The organism is Nibribacter koreensis, from assembly GCF_039541795.1.
In the GTDB taxonomy this organism is placed as follows: Bacteria; Bacteroidota; Bacteroidia; order Cytophagales; family Hymenobacteraceae; genus Nibribacter; species Nibribacter koreensis.
The window spans coordinates 817,828-834,078 of record NZ_BAABGX010000002.1 but is presented as its reverse complement, the minus strand read 5'-3'; the positions used below and the strand labels follow the sequence as shown (position 1 = coordinate 834,078).

General features: G+C 50.1%; 16 protein-coding genes. 6 read left to right on the top strand and 10 right to left on the bottom strand.

Annotated elements, in window-relative coordinates; genetic code table 11:
* The first annotated feature begins 20 nt into the window (after positions 1 to 20).
* From ABD880_RS10825 to ABD880_RS10815, 3 genes are all read left to right on the top strand, one after another.
* The gene (locus ABD880_RS10825; RefSeq protein WP_345165709.1) at positions 21 to 1,151 is read left to right on the top strand and encodes an efflux RND transporter periplasmic adaptor subunit; all 1,131 of its coding nucleotides are present in this window, start codon (positions 21 to 23) and stop codon (positions 1,149 to 1,151) included.
* A 73-nt stretch (positions 1,152 to 1,224) separates the two neighbouring features.
* A complete protein-coding gene (locus ABD880_RS10820) occupies positions 1,225 to 4,614 on the top strand; it encodes an efflux RND transporter permease subunit (RefSeq protein ID WP_345165706.1) in 3,390 nt (1,129 codons plus the stop codon).
* Between the two features lie 20 nt (positions 4,615 to 4,634).
* Positions 4,635 to 4,892 (top strand): acyl carrier protein, encoded by a 258-nt coding sequence (locus tag ABD880_RS10815; protein ID WP_345165703.1) that lies wholly within the window; start codon positions 4,635 to 4,637, stop codon positions 4,890 to 4,892.
* A 660-nt stretch (positions 4,893 to 5,552) separates the two neighbouring features.
* On the opposite strand, the gene ABD880_RS10810 is transcribed toward ABD880_RS10815, so the two are convergent.
* The 4 genes from ABD880_RS10810 to ABD880_RS10795 form a co-directional block, all read right to left on the bottom strand.
* Positions 5,553 to 6,158 carry a toxin-antitoxin system YwqK family antitoxin gene (locus tag ABD880_RS10810; RefSeq protein WP_345165700.1) on the bottom strand — a complete coding sequence of 202 codons (606 nt, stop codon included), beginning with the start codon at positions 6,156 to 6,158 and terminating at the stop codon, positions 5,553 to 5,555.
* Positions 6,159 to 6,234: 76 nt separating this feature from the next.
* Positions 6,235 to 6,987 carry a M48 family metallopeptidase gene (locus ABD880_RS10805; RefSeq protein ID WP_345165698.1) on the bottom strand — a complete coding sequence of 251 codons (753 nt, stop codon included), beginning with the start codon at positions 6,985 to 6,987 and terminating at the stop codon, positions 6,235 to 6,237.
* A 128-nt stretch (positions 6,988 to 7,115) separates the two neighbouring features.
* Positions 7,116 to 7,958 (bottom strand): YkvA family protein, encoded by an 843-nt coding sequence (locus ABD880_RS10800; RefSeq protein WP_345165695.1) that lies wholly within the window; start codon positions 7,956 to 7,958, stop codon positions 7,116 to 7,118.
* Between the two features lie 286 nt (positions 7,959 to 8,244).
* Positions 8,245 to 8,889, bottom strand: a complete 645-nt coding sequence (locus tag ABD880_RS10795) for a C40 family peptidase (protein ID WP_345165692.1) — start codon at positions 8,887 to 8,889, stop codon at positions 8,245 to 8,247.
* A 282-nt stretch (positions 8,890 to 9,171) separates the two neighbouring features.
* Here ABD880_RS10795 and ABD880_RS10790 point away from each other — a divergent pair, with 282 nt between their 5' ends.
* A complete protein-coding gene (locus ABD880_RS10790; RefSeq protein WP_345165688.1) occupies positions 9,172 to 9,510 on the top strand; it encodes an eCIS core domain-containing protein in 339 nt (112 codons plus the stop codon).
* 680 nt (positions 9,511 to 10,190) lie between these two features.
* On the opposite strand, the gene ABD880_RS10785 is transcribed toward ABD880_RS10790, so the two are convergent.
* Together ABD880_RS10785 and ABD880_RS10780 are read right to left on the bottom strand one after the other, a co-directional pair.
* Complete coding sequence (locus ABD880_RS10785; protein ID WP_345165685.1) at positions 10,191 to 10,817, bottom strand: thioredoxin family protein; 627 nt, start codon at positions 10,815 to 10,817, stop codon at positions 10,191 to 10,193.
* A 10-nt stretch (positions 10,818 to 10,827) separates the two neighbouring features.
* Entirely contained in the window at positions 10,828 to 11,334 is a 507-nt protein-coding gene (locus ABD880_RS10780) for a TlpA family protein disulfide reductase (RefSeq protein ID WP_345165683.1), read from the bottom strand.
* A 95-nt stretch (positions 11,335 to 11,429) separates the two neighbouring features.
* On the opposite strand from ABD880_RS10780, the gene ABD880_RS10775 reads away from it, so the two are divergent.
* Positions 11,430 to 11,984 (top strand): type 1 glutamine amidotransferase domain-containing protein, encoded by a 555-nt coding sequence (locus ABD880_RS10775; protein WP_345165680.1) that lies wholly within the window; start codon positions 11,430 to 11,432, stop codon positions 11,982 to 11,984.
* A 282-nt stretch (positions 11,985 to 12,266) separates the two neighbouring features.
* Here the strand turns inward: ABD880_RS10775 and ABD880_RS10770 are convergent, their stop codons facing one another.
* Complete coding sequence (locus tag ABD880_RS10770) at positions 12,267 to 12,914, bottom strand: porin family protein (RefSeq protein ID WP_345165678.1); 648 nt, start codon at positions 12,912 to 12,914, stop codon at positions 12,267 to 12,269.
* A gap of 160 nt (positions 12,915 to 13,074) precedes the next feature.
* On the opposite strand from ABD880_RS10770, the gene ABD880_RS10765 reads away from it, so the two are divergent.
* Positions 13,075 to 13,977, top strand: a complete 903-nt coding sequence (locus ABD880_RS10765; protein WP_345165675.1) for a histone deacetylase family protein — start codon at positions 13,075 to 13,077, stop codon at positions 13,975 to 13,977.
* Between the two features lie 71 nt (positions 13,978 to 14,048).
* Here ABD880_RS10765 and ABD880_RS10760 read toward each other — a convergent pair whose 3' ends face one another.
* The 3 genes from ABD880_RS10760 to ABD880_RS10750 are packed head-to-tail and all read right to left on the bottom strand — an operon-like array spanning position 14,049 to position 16,147.
* Positions 14,049 to 14,312 carry a hypothetical protein gene (locus ABD880_RS10760; protein ID WP_345165672.1) on the bottom strand — a complete coding sequence of 88 codons (264 nt, stop codon included), beginning with the start codon at positions 14,310 to 14,312 and terminating at the stop codon, positions 14,049 to 14,051.
* Positions 14,305 to 15,045, bottom strand: a complete 741-nt coding sequence (locus ABD880_RS10755; RefSeq protein WP_345165669.1) for a methyltransferase domain-containing protein — start codon at positions 15,043 to 15,045, stop codon at positions 14,305 to 14,307. The genes ABD880_RS10760 and ABD880_RS10755 overlap by 8 nt, the downstream gene beginning before the upstream one ends.
* Positions 15,035 to 16,147: a type III polyketide synthase gene (locus tag ABD880_RS10750; RefSeq protein ID WP_345165666.1), complete on the bottom strand. Its 1,113-nt coding sequence runs from the start codon at positions 16,145 to 16,147 to the stop codon at positions 15,035 to 15,037. The genes ABD880_RS10755 and ABD880_RS10750 overlap by 11 nt, the downstream gene beginning before the upstream one ends.
* Positions 16,148 to 16,251: the final 104 nt, after the last annotated feature.

Here is a 16,251-nt window from a genome sequence, read left to right as displayed (position 1 = left end):
ACTTCATAGCATTCCCATTTATGAAAAAGCAATTGATCCTATCTGCCCTAGCCTTGGCTACCCTAGTCACTGCCTGCGGCGAAAAAGATAAAACGGCCCAACTAGCCGAGCTCAAGAAAAAACAGACTGAACTCAACAAAGAGATTACCAAGCTAGAAGCCGACCTTAAAAAAGAAGGCAAAGGTCCCAAGCAAAGCGCGACCCCTGTTCCTGTGACGGTCATGAGCGTGCAACCCCAGACGTTCAGACACTACCTGGAGGTGCAGGGCCACGTGGACTTTGACCAGAACGTGATGGTGAGCGCCAAAGTACCGGGTGTCTTGACCAGCATGCGCGTAGACCGCGGCAACCGCGTAAGCAAAGGCCAGACCCTGGCTACTATTGATGCCAGCGTGCTGGACCAGCAGATTGCCGCGCTTCGGCCAAACCTGAGCCTGGCCCGCACGGTGTTCCAGAAGCAGAAAAACCTCTGGGACCAGCAGATTGGCACCGAGATCCAGTACCTGCAAGCCAAGAACAACGTGGAAAGCCTACAGCGCCAACTGGCCACTTTGCAAGAAACCCGCGCTCAGTACACCATCACCGCTCCCATCTCCGGCGAAGTGGATGAAGTACTTCCTAAGTCTGGTGAGGCCGTGGCCCCAGGGGTGGGCATTATTAGAATTGTGAATGCCAGCAGTGGTAAGATTGTGGCCGAGGTGTCTGAGGCCTATGCCAGCAAAATCAAGAAAGGAGATGACGCCCTGGTCATGTTCCCAGACTTGAACAAGGAGATCATGACCATGGTGAAGGTGGTAGGAAGCAACATCAACCCAGCCAACCGCTCTTTTACGGTGGAGTTGGGCGTGAAGCCTTCTGAGCAAGGCAAAGTGAACTTACGGCCTAACATGGTAGCCGTGGTGCGCATTGAAGATTATGTGAAAGAAAACGCGCTTACCCTGCCACTGGACATTGTGCAGAAAGACGAGCAAGGCAACTTTGTCTACGTGGTGGAACAGAAGGGTGGGCAACGGATTGCCACCAAGCGCAACATCACCACCGGCACCTCCTACAACGGGCAGGTTGAAATATTGACAGGCTTAAAGGCAAACGACCAGGTGATAAGTGCCGGGGCGCAAAACCTCAATGAAGGCCAACCTGTGACTTTCTAAGAAGAATTTTTGAAGGATGATGCCTTTGCCGCATTTCCGCTAGATACCGGGCCTAGCCCAAACATCCCATTGTATGGAAAAGTCAGATAAACATCAGGAATTCAAGCCTACCAGTTGGGCCATTGATAACCGCACCACCATTTACTTCATCACGCTTCTGCTCTCCATTGCAGGCTTGATGGCCTACAACCGCTTGCAGAAGGAGAACTTCCCAGACATCGTGATTCCTACCATGATTGTGACGTCTGTGTACCCGGGTACCTCGCCGTCAGACATGGAAAACCTGGTGACGCGTCCCATTGAGAAGCAGATTAAGTCATTGAACGGCGTCAAAAAGGTGACCTCTACTTCTATGCAGGACTTTGCCATGATCAACGTGGAGTTCAACACAGACGTGGACGTAGAAGTGGGCAAGCAACGCGTGAAAGACGCCGTTGACAAAGCTAAGACAGATCTGCCTACAGATTTAGACCAGGCACCCAACGTGCAGGAGATTTCTTTCTCTGAGATGCCCATCATGTACGTGAACCTGTCAGGTAACTTCAGCGCTGAGAAATTGAAGCAGTTTGCCGAAGACTTGCAGGACCGCATTGAGGCCCTGCCCGAGATTACGCGCGTAGACATTGTAGGTGCCCTGGAGCAGGAAGTGCAGATTAACCTGGACATGTACAAGATGCAGGTGGCCCAGGTTACCTTTACCGATATTGAACGCGCCATTGCCACAGAAAACATGACCATCTCTGGTGGTACCGTGCGCGTGGGCGACATGAAACGGGCCGTACGCGTAGTAGGCCAGTACACAGATCCTAACGCCATTGGCGACATTGTAGTCAAGTCGTTAAGCGGTGCCAACATCTACCTGCGGGATATTGCCCAGGTGATTGACACCTTTGAAGAGCGCGAGAGCTTCGCCCGTTTGGACAACCAACCGGTTATCACCTTGAACGTAGTGAAGCGGTCCGGCGAGAATCTGATTGAGGCTTCAGACAAAATCAACGCCATCATTGATGAAGTACACGGCTCTCAACTCCCCGAAAGCCTGAAGATTACCGTGACCGGTGACCAGTCTACCAGCACGCGCCATACGCTCAATGACCTCATCAACACCATCATCATCGGGTTTATCTTGGTGACCTTGATCTTGATGTTCTTCATGGGGACCACCAACGCCTTGTTTGTGGGCCTTTCAGTGCCCATCTCCATGTTCATTGCGTTCCTGATCATGCCAATGCTAGGGTTCTCCCTGAACATGATTGTGCTCTTCTCCTTCCTGCTGGCCTTGGGGATTGTGGTGGATGACGCCATTGTGGTGATTGAGAACACGCACCGCATCTTCCATGACAACCCGCAGTGGAGCATCGTCAAATCTGCCAAGGTGGCGGCTGGTGAAGTCTTCTTGCCGGTACTAGCTGGTACTTTGACCACGGTAGCGCCTTTCTTGCCACTGGCCTTCTGGCCGGGTATTGTAGGGGAGTTCATGTTCTACCTGCCTATCACGCTTATCTTGACCTTGCTGGCTTCATTGGTAGTGGCCTTCATCATCAACCCGGTGTTTGCGGTGTCCTTTATGCGTCGTGAAGGCAATCCAGAGAAAGACCGCAAGAGTTTCAAGATGGCCATGTTTATTATGGGGGGCTTGGCATTAGTTTTCTATGTTGCTGGCTCTTATGGCATGGGCAGTCTGGTAGTGGTGCTCATGGGCTTTATAGCCCTGAACAAGTTTGTCTTCACGGGCTGGATTCACAAGTTCCAGAGCCGCGTCTTGCCCGCTTTCATGGACCGGTATGAGCGTTTGTTGCGCTGGATGCTGGTGGGCAAACGCCCATATGGTGTGTTGGCCTCTATTGTAGGCTTGCTGGTACTGTCTATTGTTGTGACTGGCATGCGCTCCCCAAAAGTAGTGTTCTTCCCTAGCGGTGATCCTAATTTCATCTACACCTATATCAACATGCCCATTGGTACTGACCAGTCGGTGACGGACTCTATCACCAAGGTGGTGGAGAAGCGGGTGTTCAAGGTAGTAGGCAATAACAATCCCAACGTAGAGTCTATCATTTCTAACGTGGCCGTGGGCGCCGGAGACCCGCAGTCGGGGAGCCGTCAGGCAGAGTCTAACAAAGGCCGCGTGACAGTGGCGTTTGTAGAGTACCAAGACCGCGAATCAGGTATTAGCACGGCTAAATACCTGGATGACATCAGAGAAGCGGTGAAAGGCATTCCGGGCGCTGAGATTACGGTAGAGCAGGAGCAGAACGGTCCGCCGGTGGGCAAGCCCATTCTGGTAGAGATTGCCGGCGAAGACTTTGCCGGTCTGGTAAAGGTTTCCAAGCAGGTGCAACGCTACCTGGATTCTACTCAGATTGCCGGGGTAGAAGACCTGCGCACCGACCTTGAGGACAAGAACCCAGAAATCACCGTAGAGATTGACCGTGTGCGCGCCAACCGCGAAGGCTTGAGCACTGCCCAGATTGGTTCTGAACTGCGTACGGCCATCTTCGGGAAGGAAGCCTCTAAGTTTAAGAAGGACGAAGAGGAATATCCCATCCAGATACGCTTAGCCGAGAACTACCGCAAGAATATTGACCAGCTCATGGGCATGGTGCTCACGTTTAGAGATGCCTCGGGCCGGGTGCGCCAAGTGCCGGTTTCCTCAGTGGCTACCATCAAGTACTCTACTACCTACGGCGGCATAAAACGCAAAAACTTGAAGCGCGTGATTTCACTTTCTTCTAACGTCCTGGGCGGCTACAACCCCAATGAGGTGGTGGCCAACATCCAGACGGCGCTGGAGAGTTTCCCTACGCCAGAAGGCTATGAGATTAGAATGGGTGGCGAGCAGGAAGATCAGAAAGAGACCATGGATTTTCTTTCTTTGGCGGGATTGGCGGCTATGTGCTTGATTTTCTTGATTTTAGTGATGCAGTTTAACTCGGTGTCCAAGCCGTTGATAATTTTATCAGAAGTTATCTTCTCGGTCATAGGGGTATTGCTTGGGTTCTCTGTCTTCAATATGGATATGTCCATTGTGATGACCGGTATTGGGGTAGTTGCCCTGGCCGGAATTGTAGTGAAGAACGGAATTCTGCTGGTTGAATTCACAGATGTCTTGATGGCAGAGGGAATGGAACTGAAGGAAGCGATTGTGATGGCCGGTAAAACGCGTTTGAACCCGGTATTGCTCACCGCTACCGCTACCATTCTAGGTCTTATTCCATTGGCCATTGGGTTGAACTTCAACTTCTTTACACTCTTCACAGAATTTGACCCGCACTTCTTCTTAGGAGGAGAGAACGTGACCTTCTGGGGACCGTTGGCTTGGACCATCATCTTTGGATTAGGCTTTGCCACGTTCCTGACCTTGCTGGTAGTGCCTATGATGTACCTGATCAATGAGAAAATCAAAAATCGGGTGCTTCCAAAACGCAGAAAGAAACACGCCCAGGTGGCGGTAATGACCCATTAGAATTATTAAGTATTACCCATATGATAACTGCTCAAACACCTTCCATCGCCAAAGAGGTAGTTAAAATCATTAGCAAGACCAAAGAGATACAGCCCTCAAGGCTGCGCGTCTCGTCTAACCTAAGCAAAGAGTTTGGGTTTGACACTGTAGACGTGGTAGATATTATCATCCAGCTAGAGAAGAGTTTCAAGATTGTAATCCCAGACGAGGTGCCGTTGAACACCGTAGGTGATTTTGTAGAATTCGTTTCTACGCACACCGTTCGTCAGGCTAGCTAGACTTTATATTTTTAATTGCTCATTTAAAACGCAGAAAGGCCAGGGGATTTTCCCCTGGCCTTTCTTTTTGTCTAATCGTTTTTGGCCTGTTTTGGAGAAAATGGGCTAAAAATGAAGAATTGCTGATTGATGGACCTTCTAGTGTAAACACCCCCTTTCGCCCCCCTCAAGGGGGGAGTCTGCTAGTAGGAGCAGTATTGGTGTAAAGGCTCGTTTGGGCAATCCTCAAAGGGGAATCACTACTAGCAAAGGCTTCTACCACTGGCACCTGTTCCAGTCTTTCCGGCGAGTCGCCTAAGCAGGTTGCCGCCTCTATTAGGACTACGGCTACTACAAAGCATGAACCGCTGATCACCCAAGGAAGCGTCTATGCAAAGGAGGCAAGCTGGTACAGCGCAAGGCGGGAAGACGGGGCCCCGCGGCCGCGAGCGCTTAGCGGAGAAGATGAAACGAAGGGCATAAGGGCACCGGAGCAAGCAGTCTTTCTCAGGAACAGCCAACGGGAGTGCACAAGCAAATGCTAGATGAGCAGCAGTCTAATTGCTCATTTAAACCCCAGAAAGGCCAGAGGATAATCCTCTGGCCTTTCTTTTTGTCTTTCCGTTTTTGGGTTATTTTGGTGAGAATGGGCTAAAAATGGAAGGCTAGTTTTTCTTGCTTTCAGTTGTATGAATAGGTAATGAAAAGCTTATTGTTTAACGGTGTAAGTATGACAGTGAAAGAACCATCCTCTATTTTCTCTTTTTGTAGAGAAAAGATAGAATCTGGAGATAGCTGCTCTTTATTTCCTAGGGGAACGTTCTTTATAAGACCGTATATTAAATTGTCTCCCCCTTCGCAATTGGTGTCGAAATGAAGCTTAGTTGGCTCAAATTCGACCTCAAACCTTAATTCACCACTCTCATCATAGTACTTCCATAGACCGTCTTTGTAGTGGTAATACTCTGCCTGCAAACCTCCAGCTCCACATCCTAAGTAAGAGCCAATCTTATAATGGCCTTCCCGTTGGAGTCTGCCGCCTGCGTAATATTCTTTCCATAGACCGGTTTTCAATTCACTTTTTTCATTCTTAAAGGACACCGCATAAGAACCTGTTGCTTTTAGAGTGCCATCCTGAAAGTAATGGTTTCCCGTTCTTGAATTTGAGGGAATGCCGTTTTCCAAAGAACCATATAAGTCTTGGTTATATATAGCAATGACAAACTTGGGTGTGCAAGCAGAAAGGAAAATTACTATAGAGGCAATTAGAAAAGTAGCTCTTTTCATATTAGGGACTTTAAGACACGCCTTTAAGTTAGCCGTTTTTGGCCTGTTTTAGTAAAAACAAGCCAAAAACGAATCCCTAAAACTGCTGAAGCCTATAATTTTTCAATTCCTTGTCCAAACCTTTAGCATCGCCACTAATCTTATCCAGCAAAGCCCAGAAGTGCGGACCGTGGTTCTTCTCAACGGTGTGCGCCAGCTCATGCAGAATCACGTAGTCACACAGGTGCTGGGGCAGGCGCATGAGGTGCAGGTTCAGGTTGATGTTGTTGGTAGAAGAGCAGCTTCCCCAGCGGGTCTGGGCATTTTTAATCACCACCTTTTGGTAAGAGAAGTTAAACTGGTTCGCCCAGAAGGCCACGCGTTCTGGCAGGTACCGTTTGGCTTCTAGCCGAAGCGTTTGCTCTACGGCACTTTTAACGTAGGTCTGCACCTCTGGATGATCCCAAGACAAGTGCGCTGGATAGTGTACCTGCAATTGTCCGTCCTTGAGTTTGCTCTTCAGTTGCAGCAAAGGATGCGCTTGCAAATGCAGTTGATGGTAACGGGTCTTAAACGGGTCTTCAGGCGTGAAGAGGAACGGCTTGGGCTGGTTCTTTTCCAGGTTGCTCAGGTGCTTCTGAATCCAGGCGGTCTTCTCTTGTACAAAGGCCTCTGCCTGGGCCAAGGTGGCGCGCTTGGGCATGGTCACTTTGACGCCCTGGCCCGGACGTATACTTATGCGCACAAACCGGGCCGTGGCGCTAGACACAAATCTCACCTTGCCAATGGGGGCAATCTCCTTCTCCAGAATCTCTGCCTTGGCGGCAGTAGAACGCTTCTTCCTTTCCATACACAAATCTTGACTACAAAGATACCGCTTGTCCAGGGATTTTCCGTGTGGAGTTAAACAGCCAAAGCAAGACAATAAAAAAGGCGCCTCTGGTGGGAGACGCCTTTTTTTATGCGATGAGAATTGGATTAGCGTACGTTTCCGCCGTGGTCCATGTCATCGCGGTTGGTGCTAGGCACGCGGGTGCTGTCTGTGGTAGAGGCGCGCACGTTGGGTTCTCCGTAACCAGTAGGCACACCATGGTCCGTAGGTTCAGCGTCATGCGTGGCCGTTAGGTCAATCTCTGAGATGGGCGTTCCTTCTACGGCGTGCAGTTCTGTCACGGGCGTGGCGTTCTGCGGCGGAATGGCACCGCCGGTAGACAGGCCATGACCTCCCTGTGACGGACTATTGCCCGGACCCGAAGATCCCAGGCCGCTGCTAGACGGTTTTGTCTCACGGCTGCCGCTGTACTGGCCGGCTGGCTCATTTTCATATTTAGCGGTGTGCGCCGACGTATCTACAGACAGCTCGCCTTGGCTAGAATCGCTTTGTGCATCTTTGTTTCTGTACTGGTTGCTTCCTTCCCAGGCCTGGAATTTCTCCAGCTCGCCTTTGATGCTGGTCATGAACCATGCCAGCAAGCTGATGTCATCCAGGAAGCCCACCACCGGCAGCCAGTCTGGAATAAGGTCAATTGGCATTAAGAAGTAAATGATGACCGCTACGCCACCTACAATGGTGCGGGTGGGTAAGCCATGGTACTCACCGCCTACGGCAGCCTTGATCAAGCGGCCCAGGGTCATGAGAGACTCAAAGGCTTCGCCGGCAATGGTGCCCACGTCTTTCTTCTCAGTGGCCTTCTGGTAAGCGTCGTTCAACAGGTCCTTAATTCTGGACGGTTGTTTCAGGTACTCTTCGGCTTTGGTGAGGATGCGTTTGAAGAGGGGAGACTCTGATACGTTCTTGTGGTTTGGATTCTGGTTTTCCATAGTATAGGTGGGTGATGTAGTAAAATCGTTTCTGGTTTGCCGCCACGAAATAACAAAAATTCGGGCATCTTGTCTGATAAGAAATCCCAAACAGGACGTAAGGCTGCCTTGCTAGAAATGCGGCTTAATGACTATACTGCTTTGCCTATAAATAGTTAGCCTTATATATACGTCGCGTGCGTTTTTCGCCTTCTTTCCAGAAAACAGCCCAAAAACGGAAGTGACCCAAACAGCAAGGCCAGCCCTGTAGAGGCTGGCCTTGCTGTGTATGACTACGTGCGCTGGACTAGATGGCTCTGCCCGCCGCGTAGAAGTATTTCTTGTAATAGGCTGAGTTCAAGGAGTTGATCATGACACCGCCGCGGGTGGCAGAATGGATGAACTTGCCATCCTTTAAGTAAATGCCCACATGGAAGATAGGCTGACCCGGTCCACGACGGAAGAAAACCAGATCGCCGGTTTCTACGCCCGTCTTTGCTACGCGCTTCACCTGGGTGAACATAGAGCGGGAGCTGTGGGTTAAGTTGATGCCATACACTTGCTTGAACACGTTAGACACAAAGCCAGAACAGTCAGTGCCTTTTCTGGTGCTTCCGCCAGAACGGTAAGGGGTGCCAATCCAGTCGGTTACGGTCTTTAGAAGCTCTTGGTCTTCTTCGTAATCCAGCTTAAGGCCTAGGGTTTGGGAGTAGTAGCTGTAGAAAAGCGAGTCTTTTAGGGTAAGCACCTTACCGGTCTTTACCTCAGCGCCGCCGCCAGAAGTTTCAAGGGCCAGGCTGTTGTGCTCTAGTGCCCATTCCTCCAACATTTCACCCTGGGTGGTGAAAGCCGCTTGGTTGTACTCGTTTGAATGTGAGGACTGCGCCTCGTAAAAAAATGATAAGTAGGATGCGATAACTGCCAACGCAGAAATGATGTAATTTTTCATCATCTGTTTTAATGGTGAAACATCAATTAGCGCCGTCTGCTACAGGCTAATTGCGGCTTTTTCCAACAGTTATTGCCTCACGGCAATGCAAAACAGGAAGAAGCCTTTACAGAGGTTTTATCTTTTTTAGAGATATCCTTCAGAAACAAAGCTAGTTCCGTAACTTTTTAAAAACAAATCCGTTTAAGGATTTTTTATTGTATAAAAGAAGGAGAAAGAAAGGAAAAGGCCCTAAATAGTAGCATAAAAGCCGGGAGAGCCGTATAAAGAGGCGATAAAAAAAACATGGAAACAAGCCTGACCAACATACGAATTATTGAAAACTCCCTGTTTGCCCGCATTGCCCGCTGGAAACTCAAGAGCTCTAACGTGGCCATGGTCCTGGGCAAATCTATACACTTGAGCGGAGTATCCAAAGAGAATTTTCTCAAGAATAAGCATTGGGTGGCGCATGAACTCTGCCATGTGCGTCAGTTTCAAGAGCATGGCTATTATCGGTTCCTGTGGTTGTATTTTTTGGAGTCCCTGAAGGTGGGCTATTACAACAACAAGTTTGAGGCTGAGGCTAGAGAGGCCGGGGAAAAGCAATGGTATTCAGCGGACGAGGAGCCTAAATTAGCGTAAAGCTTAATGAGGTTGTTGTGATTGGGTACTAGCAATGTCCCTCTATGCAATAGCCTTTGTAGTGTGTTCACCAACGACCCAGACTGCCGATCAAGTTGCTTCGTCCCCCTTTGAAGGGGGTAGGGGGATGACTTCTTTATCTGATTCTTTCTTTCTACCTCATGCCCCTTTGCCAAACGCGGATTCTCCCCTTGAGGATTGCCCAAACGAGTGTTTGAGGCACCGAGCGTAGCTCTGTAGAGGGGTGTTTACACCAGCAGGTCATACTTTCCGCCTCTGCCTCCCAATCCCTTTCATCCACACCTCTCTTCTAATACTTTCTGCCCGGGTTTGTCACTTTTCTCCTTGATGAGAAAAGTAACCAAAAGAATCAAGAAGAAAAGAAACTCGCTGAACGCTCGGACAGTCTTTTCTTCAAAGAGGCGCACCGTGACAAGTGACTCGTTTCATGGTGAACTAACGCCACTGCCAGTTTATAAGGCATTGCTTTCTCCCTCGGGCAAAGAGACTTAAATTGACCAGTCTCTTTTCCCTTGGTCAAGGGCCGGCGGGTTGGTGGAGGAGGGGTTGCAGTGCGTTTATCGCTCTGTGGGCAGCAGAAAAACCAAGAGGCCGTTTTTGGGCTGTTTTCTTGAAAACAGCCCAAAAACGGCCTCTTGGTTTAAAGTCTTACTTTATGCTTACTGAGCTTCGGCGCGCCATTTAATGGTACAGCCAATGGCTTTGGTAGAGGTCTGCGCTACGACTTGGTTAGCTAGTAAGCTGTTGAGAGCGGTTTCGGCGTAGCGCTGGGTTACTTTCTCTGGGTCTCCAGAGTTGTTGTCTAAGGCGCCAATGTAGGCTACTTTCATTTGGCCATTGGCGGTCTTCTGCAAGATGTACAGATGCGGGGTTCTGGTGGCCCCAAAGCGCTTGGCTACTTCCTGGGTCTCATCATAGAGGTAGGCAAACGGGAATTTCTTGTCCTTGGCGCGTTCCTGCATCTTCGCAAAAGAATCTCCCGGCGAGGCTTTCACATCATTTGGGTTGATGGCTATTACCGGATAGCCAAGTGGCGCATATTTCTGGTGCAGTTGAATGAGTCGGTCTTCATACAGTTTGGCAAACGGACAGGTATTGCAGGTGAACGTGACCACGAAGCCTTTGGCGTTCTTCTGGTCTTTGAGGCTCATCATCTGACCGTCCACGTTCTTCAGTTTAAAGTCGGTGGCCACATCGCCCACCTGGTAACCGTTCTCCACTAGCACAGCAGAGGTGAGGAGCGCAAACAAGCCTAGCAGGCACAGTAGGGGAAGAGATTTTTGCATAAGAGTAAGGTTAGAGTGAGAATTTGGTGGATAGGTATTCTTGCAACAAGGCAGGCGTGAGCGGCTTTTCAACAAAGAACCGTTGCTGTTTGGCGTTATTTAAAAACAGGGTGGCCGGTAAGGCGCCGCTCCAGGCGGGGTCAAAGGCGTCAATCCAGGAATTGTAATCAGGCTCATCCAGCAAAAGCACTGTGCTTTTTAGCTGTCGCTTCTGCACAAACGGAATCACCTTCTTGTCCAGGTCCTTGGCGAAGTCCAGGCTTACCAACAGCACCTTCACGGGCTTGCCGGCGTACTGCTTTTGCAGGGCCTCAAAGTGCGGAATCTCCTCTACGCAGGGCTTACACCAGGTGGCCCACAGGTTAATGATGTAGGTAGTGTCTGACGGGGACTGCAAATACTTCTGCAACTGCGGCAATTTGATAACCGGCACGCTTGGGCTCTGGGCAAACACAGAGGTGCCGCCGGCAAACCAAAAGGCCAGGAACAAACAAAGTAACAGAGATTTGCGCAGCATTTTCTTTTGGTAAGTTTTTATAACCATGTAACGATTGTCTTGTTATGAAAGTACATAAAATACAATTTTTAACCAAGACTTAACACTACAAAACTATGTCAGGGAAATTAACCGGAAAGAAGATCGCCATTTTAGTAGAGAAAGGATTTGAGCAGGTAGAACTAGAAAAGCCTAAAACCGCCCTGGAAGAAGCCGGCGCCGAAACCCACATCATCTCTCCCAAGTCTGGAAAAGTAAAAGCCTGGGACATGACCGACTGGGGCAAGGAGTTTGACGTGGACAAGAAGCTAGAGGACGTAGTAGCCGCCGACTATGACGGCTTGCTCTTGCCCGGCGGCGTCATGAACCCAGACTACCTGCGCGCCAATGAGCAGGCCGTGGCCTTTGTACGCGCCTTCAATGAGTCTAGCAAGCCCATTGCCGCCATATGCCACGGGCCTTGGACTCTCATTGAAGCCGATGCCGTGAAAGGCCGCCAGATGACCAGCTGGCCTTCCCTGCGCACAGACCTTACCAACGCCGGCGCCAACTGGGTGAACGAAGAAGTGGTCACCGACAAAGGCTTGGTAACCAGCCGCAAACCAGAAGACATTCCAGCCTTCAACAAAAAGATGATAGAGGAATTCGCCGAAGGCGTGCACAATCGCTAATAGCTGTTATAATTAACGCAAAAGCCGATGTAGGAGAACTGCATCGGCTTTTGCGTTTTTGGGTTGTTTTCTGGAAAAGAGGGCAAAAACAGATGTGAGAGTTATTTCAAAATGGCCGCACTCCTGAGGCTCTGCATGAGTAATCTCGTTTTTAGGCTGAATTCTGAAAAACAAGCCAAAAACGCAAAGGAAAGGAGTAGAGAATTTACCGGTTGAATGTTCCCAAAACAAAAAAGGATGCTTCTATAGTGAGGCATCCTTTTTTATTAAAGTCATAAGTGGTTAGAAGCCTACCCCTAGGTAGACTTGGAAGTTGCCGGCTTTGATGTTGTCATAAGCGCGGTAAGTGGCCGCATCAGCGTCTTCAGTCTCAGCCATGTTGGCCAGGCTCAAGTAATAGCGCGCGCCCAGTCTAAAGAAGCTCAGGCGGGCTTCAACGCCGGCGGCGGCGCCAAAGTCAAAGCTGTTGAACTGAGCCTTGTCAATTTCCTTGTCGTTCTCTTTGACGGCCATCAACACCCCGGCCTGCGGACCCGCATGGATGCTCACGTTGTCTGAGAAATTGAACACGCCCATTACCGGTATCTCAATGTAGTCAAAGCGCATAGTGCCCGCGTCCATCTTGCTTTCTTTGCGCGAGTACAGGATCTCTGGCTGTACAGAGAAGACGCCGCTCAGGCTAAACTGCGAGTAAAAACCAGCGTGCCAGTTGGTAGCAGTCTTTAGTCCGGGCATAGCATCTGTGCCATCGCCGCGCAGAGAGTTGAACAACACGCCGCCCTTAATCCCGAAACCAGAGTTGTTGTACTTGGGAGCTGCTTCGCCGTCACCGTCACGGTGGTTAATGGTGCCTCGGTTCAAGACGCGTTCCTGGGCCTGGGCCATGCCAAACGTCAAGGAAGCTATCAGAAGTAGAATTGTCTTTTTCATAGTAGGTTAGTTATAGAAGATTTACGGTTTCAGCTGTTATAGGCAAGCACCGCAATCCGGTAGATTATACTGTCAGGCAAAAAGAATGTTACGGACGCTCTTTGGTCTAGGGGTAGATTGTACTGAATTGTACCTTTGTTTTATCACTGTAAAAAGAACTATGCTGAAGATTGCCTGGTCCAAAGAGTACGCCCACCACCTGCCAGAAGGCCATCGGTTTCCAATGCTCAAGTACGAGCTTCTGCCAGAGCAGTTGCTGTATGAAGGCACCATCACCGAGGCCAATTTCTTCCAGCCCAATCCTTTGTCTGAGGAGCAAATTCTACGCGTGCACGACCCAGCATATTGGCACAAGCTCAAGCACCTGCAACTCACGCCCTCAGAAGTAAGAAAGACGGGCTTCCCGCTCTCACAAGCGTTGGTAGACCGCGAAGTGCGCATTATGGGCGGCACGGTTGAAGCCGCAGACTTTGCCCTGGAGTTTGGTGTGGCCATGAACATTGCTGGCGGTACACACCATGCCTTCACAGACCGCGGCGAAGGGTTCTGCCTCTTAAATGACATTGCCTTGGCCGCCCAGTATCTCTTGGATGAACAGAAAGCGGAGAAGGTGTTGGTAGTGGATTTAGACGTGCACCAAGGCAACGGTACTGCCCAGATTTTTAGGGAGGAGCCGCGCGTTTTCACCTTTAGTATGCACGGCGGCAAGAACTACCCGTTTCATAAAGAAAAATCAGATTTGGATGTAGAGTTACCAGACGGCATTGAGGACGCGGCGTATCTAGCTTTGCTAAATGACCACCTTCCCCAACTCCTGGACCACGTGGAACCTGACTTTTTGTTCTTTCAAAGCGGGGTGGACGTGTTAGCCACTGACAAGCTGGGCAAGCTGGCCATGACCACCGCCGGTTGTAAAGAGCGCGACAGGTTGGTACTGGAACTGTGTCACAAAAACAACATTCCCGTAGTGGCCAGCATGGGCGGCGGTTACTCTACCCGCATTGCAGACATAGTAGAAGCCCACGCCAACACCTACCGTCTGGCGCAGCAAATCTTCTTTTAAGATGTTAGACACTAGATATTAGTAGTTAGACTTTTTGAATCGTCTAGTATCTAACATCTAGCGTCTTTTGTCTAATCTCTAGTCTTGAGCTTGGTAAAACGGTCTCTGGAGAAACCTTGTGTCAGGGTGCGTTTAAGAAAGAAGTAGATGAACGGCACCAGCATAAGAATAAAGAGCAGGTACAACATCACTTTGATTGCTTTTAAGAAGAGGCTGATGACCAAGGCAGACAACAAAACAGACGCGATGATCAGAAGCCAGAATTGGATGGATGATTTGTTCGAGGAACTTCGGCCCATGGGGTTAGAAGGTTGGTGATAAACTAAGTTATTCATTTTTAGGCTGTTTTCCTAAAAACGGGCCAAAAACGACTTGCCACCTAAATGCCCAGCGCCACCGCAACTCAAACCGCGGTACGCCAGCCTGTGACAGTAGCCTTTGCCAATCTTCCTTTATAAACGCACGCTCCACAGATAATGGTGCATCATGTTTGACTAAATGTGACCGTGAGAACACCTTGGTCAAGGCTTTGATGGAGTAAAAAGCCAGCGGGTGCCGGTGCAAATCATTGATCAAAACTGCCATCCTGACCTGTTTCTGTAAGCCAGAGAAAAGCTGGATCAAGGCCTCATCTTTAAAATGATGTAGGAACAGACTACAAATGACAATGTCATATTCCTGCTGTTGGAAAGCCTCTGAAAAAACGTCTACCTGCTCAAACCTGATTTCTGGGAATGCCTGGCTGTGCCGGGTGCCGTAGTCTACCATAAACGCATTGGCGTCCAGTCCTACCAGTTGCACCGGCTGCTGTCTTTTGTGTGCCCACTGGGCTACCATGCGCAAGGTGTCTCCGCCGCCGCTCCCCAGGTCTGCTATTTTTAGCGTTTTTCCAGAAAAAGAGGCCGAAAATGGATGCGCCAGAATTCGGTCCAGACCGTTCCGGACTACGTCATGCCCGCCCAGATAGTGGTTGATGATCTCCAGTTCTTTCAGATTTTGACGCAGGGCGTCGGTGGCCAGGGTGAGGTCATCCATCAGCTCTGGCTGGGTACTTCGCTTACGCCACATGGTGCACAGACAGGAGCATGGATTCTAAGGTAAGGCCCGGCCCAAACGCAAAACTGAGTACCGGCTCCTGGTGCTGTTCGGGTTGAACATCTTGTAGCAAGGCCTGTAACACAAACAGCACCGTCACTGAGGACATGTTGCCGTAGTTGCGTAATACCTGATAGGCATAGCGGTTGTCTGCTTGGGTGAGACCCAAGGCCTGTTCAATCACTTCCAGAATTTTACGTCCGCCGGGGTGGATGGCAAACAGCTTGATCTCCTCTAGTTTTAAGTGGAGTTTCTGCAAAAGAGACTGCGTCAACTGACCTATGCCTTCTTTGATGAGCGCCGGCACATAAGAAGAAAGCGTCATCTCAAACCCGAAGTCATGGATGTGCCACGCCATTTCTTTCTGCCCAGACGGCGCCAAATCACAATGAAAGGCCTCTAATTTTAAAGCGGTATTCGTAAGAGGCTCGGCGCAAACCAGCACGGCTGCAGAACCATCCGCGAAGATAGCGTTGGACACCAGGTGATCGGTTTCCTTGTGTTTCTGGAAATGGAGCGTGCAGAGTTCGGTGCAGACAATCAATACCCTGGCAGAAGGATCTGCCTTGCAAAAAGCATCTGCCGCTTTGATGGCATTAAAGGCCGCATAACAGCCCATAAAGTAGATGCAGGTGCGTTGCACGGTTTGGGGCAATCCCAAAGCTTCTACCAATTCAATGTCCAGCCCAGGCGCATACATGCCGGTGCAACTGACCGTGATGAGGTGCGTGATCTGGCTGGCAGAAAAGTTGGGAATCTGGTCTAGGCAATCCTGAGCGGCCTGTACCGATAGCGGCACCGCGTGCTCCTGAAACTGCCCCATGCGCTGGCCCACGGTAGGGAAGGGCTCCAGGCCTTGCGTGTTGGGGTAGAAGCTGAAGTCGCCGTTCTGTTGGCCGTAATCCTCTAACACCGTGTGACGGGTGTTAATGCCAGACAAACGGTAGAGGGCTTTGAGCTTACGGGTTTCCTGGGCGTCTAACTGAAGAGCATCGGCCATGAAGTCAGCAATCTTTTGCTGAGGGAGGGCGTGGGGCGGGTTGGCCGTGCCTATGGCGCAGAGGTAACTCTTCATAGTTTAAGTATAAGCAATATTAGGGGCATTTGTTTTGTGCAGGGGAGAGAAGGATGCCTTTGCTTGGCATACTGCAAAGCAAGAGGCGTGGTTGCCTGCGGTAA

Bases quoted from the DNA above. Each gene is read 5' to 3' on its own strand.
- ABD880_RS10765 (WP_345165675.1), top strand. From the start codon at position 13,075: ATGCTGAAGATTGCCTGGTCCAAAGAGTACGCCCACCACCTGCCAGAA.
- ABD880_RS10755 (WP_345165669.1), bottom strand. From the start codon at position 15,045: ATGTGGCGTAAGCGAAGTACCCAGCCAGAGCTGATGGATGACCTCACC.
- ABD880_RS10825 (WP_345165709.1), top strand. From the start codon at position 21: ATGAAAAAGCAATTGATCCTATCTGCCCTAGCCTTGGCTACCCTAGTC.
- ABD880_RS10800 (WP_345165695.1), bottom strand. From the start codon at position 7,958: ATGGAAAACCAGAATCCAAACCACAAGAACGTATCAGAGTCTCCCCTC.
- ABD880_RS10820 (WP_345165706.1), top strand. From the start codon at position 1,225: ATGGAAAAGTCAGATAAACATCAGGAATTCAAGCCTACCAGTTGGGCC.
- ABD880_RS10770 (WP_345165678.1), bottom strand. From the start codon at position 12,914: ATGAAAAAGACAATTCTACTTCTGATAGCTTCCTTGACGTTTGGCATG.
- ABD880_RS10815 (WP_345165703.1), top strand. From the start codon at position 4,635: ATGATAACTGCTCAAACACCTTCCATCGCCAAAGAGGTAGTTAAAATC.
- ABD880_RS10790 (WP_345165688.1), top strand. From the start codon at position 9,172: ATGGAAACAAGCCTGACCAACATACGAATTATTGAAAACTCCCTGTTT.
- ABD880_RS10780 (WP_345165683.1), bottom strand. From the start codon at position 11,334: ATGCTGCGCAAATCTCTGTTACTTTGTTTGTTCCTGGCCTTTTGGTTT.
- ABD880_RS10795 (WP_345165692.1), bottom strand. From the start codon at position 8,889: ATGATGAAAAATTACATCATTTCTGCGTTGGCAGTTATCGCATCCTAC.
- ABD880_RS10775 (WP_345165680.1), top strand. From the start codon at position 11,430: ATGTCAGGGAAATTAACCGGAAAGAAGATCGCCATTTTAGTAGAGAAA.
- ABD880_RS10750 (WP_345165666.1), bottom strand. From the start codon at position 16,147: ATGAAGAGTTACCTCTGCGCCATAGGCACGGCCAACCCGCCCCACGCC.
- ABD880_RS10805 (WP_345165698.1), bottom strand. From the start codon at position 6,987: ATGGAAAGGAAGAAGCGTTCTACTGCCGCCAAGGCAGAGATTCTGGAG.
- ABD880_RS10760 (WP_345165672.1), bottom strand. From the start codon at position 14,312: ATGAATAACTTAGTTTATCACCAACCTTCTAACCCCATGGGCCGAAGT.
- ABD880_RS10810 (WP_345165700.1), bottom strand. From the start codon at position 6,158: ATGAAAAGAGCTACTTTTCTAATTGCCTCTATAGTAATTTTCCTTTCT.
- ABD880_RS10785 (WP_345165685.1), bottom strand. From the start codon at position 10,817: ATGCAAAAATCTCTTCCCCTACTGTGCCTGCTAGGCTTGTTTGCGCTC.